Consider the following 3,838-nt stretch of genomic DNA (forward strand, 5'->3'; position numbering starts at 1 on the left):
CACCTTGCCAAGGTGGAGGTAGCGAGTTCGAGCCTCGTAATCCGCTCCAAAGACGGCGCTATAGCCAAGTGGTAAGGCGTGGGTCTGCAACACCCTGATCCCCAGTTCAAATCTGGGTGGCGCCTCTCCTAAGCACTTGCGTTCGCAGGTGCTTTTTTACTTTTGTGAAGTACGTTCTTTCTTTATGGAAGAGCGTTTTTATTTTATAATGATATTCTTTTTATATATCCTTTTTTCTATCGAAAACAGGTGTTTTGTTTGTTAATGATATAATTTGTTCTCAGAATATTATTTTTTTGTAAAAACCTCTTGAATATTTCCTTGAAATAATATATAATTATATTGTATGGGCTTTTTGCTCAACTTTTACATAATATTATGCATTTTAATTTGCAGATTTTCTGCTTTTCAAGGAGATCTATATGAAAAAACTGAACGGAATAAAGCTGAAGCACCGTAAAAATACGGAAAACAGCGCAACAGTTCAATTTCCTGTTCCCGATATCGTCCGTATCCCTATGTCAATGACTATGGGTGCGCCCTGCCAGCCTCTTGTGAAGGTCGGAGACGAGGTCAAGGTCGGACAGAAAATAGGTGATACCGATGCAGCCTTCAGTGCTCCCGTACATTCGGGAGTTTCGGGCAAGGTAAAGACTATAGCTGATTATCGAAATGCTATGGGTGTCGTCTGTAAAATGATTGAGATAGAATGTGACGGTTTGCAGACTGTTTCGGATGAAGTAAAGCCGCCTGTTGTGACTGATAAGGAAAGCTTTATAAAAGCTGTAAGGGAGAGCGGTGCCTGCGGACTCGGCGGTGCAGGCTTCCCGACGCATATAAAGCTTAATCCCAAAAATGATATAGATACGCTTATTATAAACGCTGCCGAATGTGAGCCTTATATTACTGCGGATTATCGTGAAATGATCGAAAATCCCGAGGATATAATAAACGGTATCAATATGGTAAAATCTCAGCTCGGCATAAAGACAGCAAAGCTTGCCATAGAGTCAAATAAGCCTGAGGCTATAAAGAACTTTACGGAAATGGCTGACAATGACGACAGTATAGACATCATAACTCTGCCGTCAGCTTATCCTCAGGGAGCCGAGAAAGTGATTATATACAATTCTACAGGCAGAATTGTCAACGAAGGAAGCCTTCCCGCTGATGTCGGCGTTATAGTAATGAATGTTTCCACAGTCGCTTTTCTTTACCGTTATATGCAGACTGGAATGCCTCTTGTTACCCGCAGACTTACTGTTGACGGAAATGCTGTGAGAGAGCCTAAGAACGTCAGTACGGTTATCGGAACATCATTCAGGTCTGTCCTTGAATTCTGCAAAGCGGATGTGGATTCCATAATAAAGCTTATTGCGGGCGGTCCGATGATGGGAATGAGTGTTCCCGATATTGATATGCCTGTTGTAAAGACCTCAAATGCGCTTCTTGCTTTTAATAAATATGATGAGCGTCAGACCTCGAGCTGTATACGCTGCGGACGCTGTGTCAGAGTATGTCCTCTCGGGCTTATGCCTGCTGATATCGACAGGGCTTATAAGATAAAGGACATTGAGGAGCTGAAAAAGCTCAAGGTCATGCTTTGCATGAACTGCGGAAGCTGTACTTACGTATGTCCTGCAAACAGAAAGCTTGCGGAGACAAATCAGCTTGCAAAAGCTCTTATCCCCAGAAATTAAGGAGAATGACCGTTAATGGATAAACTTATCGTTTCACCGTCACCGCACGATGAAAATTATACCAAAACCTCTGCTATCATGCTGAATGTTATAATTGCTCTGCTTCCTGCATGGGGAGCCGCTGTGTATTTCTTCGGCATGAGAGTTATACCGCTTACAGCTGTTTGTATAGGCAGCTGCGTTTGTTTCGAGTATTTCTGCCGCTCTCTTATGAAGCGTTCAAATACTATCAGCGATCTTTCAGCCGTTGTTACGGGTCTTCTGCTTGCCATGAATCTTCCTGTCACAGCTTCTTACTGGATGGGCGTCATAGGTTCATTTGTTGCTATCGTTGTTGTAAAGCAGCTTTTCGGCGGAATAGGACAGAATTTTGCAAATCCTGCCATTACAGCACGTATCGTGCTTATGGTAAGCTTTCCGTCGATGTCACACTGGATAAAGCCGCTTGAATATAATTATGACGCTGTTTCCTCGGCAACTCCCCTTGTGCTCGCAAGCAGCGGCGATAATGTGCCGTCTTACCTTGATCTTTTCATAGGTAAAACAGGGGGCTGTCTCGGAGAGGTCTGTGCTTTAGGACTTCTTATCGGCGGACTGTATCTTGCGTTCAGAAAGATAATCTCACTGGCAGCACCGATATCATTTATCGGAAGTGTTTTCCTGCTCAGCTGGCTCGGCGGTGAAGACCCTGTATACCAGATACTTGCAGGCGGACTTTTCCTCGGTGCTTTTTTTATGGCTACCGATTATGCAACAACGCCTATCACAACAAAGGGTAAGATCGCATTCGGTCTCGGATGCGGTATCATCACCTTTGTTATCAGACATTTCGGTACATATCCCGAGGGTGTGTCTTTCTCCATACTTCTCATGAATGTGCTGACTCCCTATATAGAGCAGCTTACAAGAACAAAGGTGCTCGGTGCGAAGGAGGCGGCAAAGAATGAAGGATAAGATAAAACCTACTCTCGTGCTTACGGTTATCTGTGTTATTTCTTCACTGCTGCTTGTATTTGCTTATGAGCTCACAGCAGACAGGATAGAAGAACAGAAGGCGCAGAAGTTCAACACCTGTGTAGAATCTCTTTTCGGCAAGACCGAAAGCAGGATAGTTTCTCTGAAATGCAAGCTCGATGACATTGAGACGATTGCGGTCACACCCGATAAAAAGACTGTTATACAGGTCTGTTCCGACGGTTATGCCAAGGACGGAATAAATATCCTCGTTGGTATCGACGAGAACGGTGCAATTTCGGGAATTGAATTTGTTTCACTGGGAGAAACCCCGGGTCTTGGCTCAAAGGTGCGTGATGAAGCGGATTTCCGCAAGCAGTTCTACGGACTCAAGCATCCTCGGAATGAATTTGACGCTATAAGCGGAGCAACCTTTTCTTCAAAGGGAATGAAGCACGCAGTTGATACTGCACTTAATGCATATAATGAAAACAAGGAGGCGATCCTCGGTGGCTGACAAGAAAATATCTCTTACAAATGAGCTGACAAAGGGCATCATCAAGGAAAATCCCACACTTGTAATGCTTCTCGGAATGTGCCCGACACTTGCGGTCACTACGCAGGCTCTCAACGGAATAGGTATGGGACTTGCCACGACATTTGTTCTGCTTGGCTCAAATATCGTTATATCAGCACTCAGAAAGGTTATCCCCGATAAGGTGCGTATACCTGCATTTATAGTTATAATCGCAAGCTTTGTAACTCTTATCGGATTTCTGCTTGAGGGCTTTGTACCAAGTCTTTATGACAGTCTCGGAATATATCTTACTCTTATTACCGTAAACTGCATTATATTCGGCAGAGCAGAAATGTTTGCCAGCAAGAACGGTGTTATAGCTTCTGCTTTTGACGCGATCGGAATGGGAATAGGTTTTACTCTTGCACTTTTCCTTATGGGCTCTGTCAGAGAGATAATAGGCTCGGGAAAATGGATGGGAATAACTCTTCCCGTGCTGAGCGATAAACCAATGCTGCTGTTTATAATGCCTGCGGGCGGATTCTTTACACTTGGTGTCATAATAGCAGTTGTCAATAAACTGTCAAACAAAAAGCCGCCGCAGGAGCTTGGCTGCAAAGGCTGTCCCAATGCGGAAGCCTGCGGAAAGGCAGGTGACTGTCAGTGA

General features: G+C 44.3%; 4 protein-coding genes and 1 tRNA gene. All 5 read left to right on the forward strand.

Annotation, left to right across the window (positions count from 1 at the left end; translation table 11 throughout):
* The first annotated feature begins 54 nt into the window (after window positions 1-54).
* The 5 genes from K5677_RS04000 (at window position 55) to K5677_RS04020 (ending at window position 3,838) form a co-directional block, all read left to right on the forward strand.
* Window positions 55-125 (forward strand) — tRNA-Cys (locus tag K5677_RS04000).
* Window positions 126-422: 297 nt separating this feature from the next.
* Window positions 423-1,700 (forward strand): electron transport complex subunit RsxC, encoded by a 1,278-nt coding sequence (gene rsxC, locus K5677_RS04005; protein WP_296724945.1) that lies wholly within the window; start codon window positions 423-425, stop codon window positions 1,698-1,700.
* 15 nt (window positions 1,701-1,715) lie between these two features.
* Window positions 1,716-2,654 (forward strand): RnfABCDGE type electron transport complex subunit D, encoded by a 939-nt coding sequence (locus tag K5677_RS04010; protein ID WP_296724950.1) that lies wholly within the window; start codon window positions 1,716-1,718, stop codon window positions 2,652-2,654.
* Window positions 2,644-3,171: an FMN-binding protein gene (locus tag K5677_RS04015; RefSeq protein WP_296724954.1), complete on the forward strand. Its 528-nt coding sequence runs from the start codon at window positions 2,644-2,646 to the stop codon at window positions 3,169-3,171. Before K5677_RS04010 ends, K5677_RS04015 begins: the two co-directional genes overlap by 11 nt.
* Window positions 3,164-3,838, forward strand: a complete 675-nt coding sequence (locus K5677_RS04020) for an electron transport complex subunit E (RefSeq protein WP_296724956.1) — start codon at window positions 3,164-3,166, stop codon at window positions 3,836-3,838. The genes K5677_RS04015 and K5677_RS04020 overlap by 8 nt, the downstream gene beginning before the upstream one ends.

This window comes from Ruminococcus sp. (assembly GCF_024684275.1).

What these genes read in the sequence shown, in the direction of transcription:
- rsxC (WP_296724945.1), top strand. Translation starts at nt 423, where the DNA reads ATGAAAAAACTGAACGGAATAAAGCTGAAGCACCGTAAAAATACGGAA.
- K5677_RS04010 (WP_296724950.1), top strand. Translation starts at nt 1,716, where the DNA reads ATGGATAAACTTATCGTTTCACCGTCACCGCACGATGAAAATTATACC.
- K5677_RS04015 (WP_296724954.1), top strand. Translation starts at nt 2,644, where the DNA reads ATGAAGGATAAGATAAAACCTACTCTCGTGCTTACGGTTATCTGTGTT.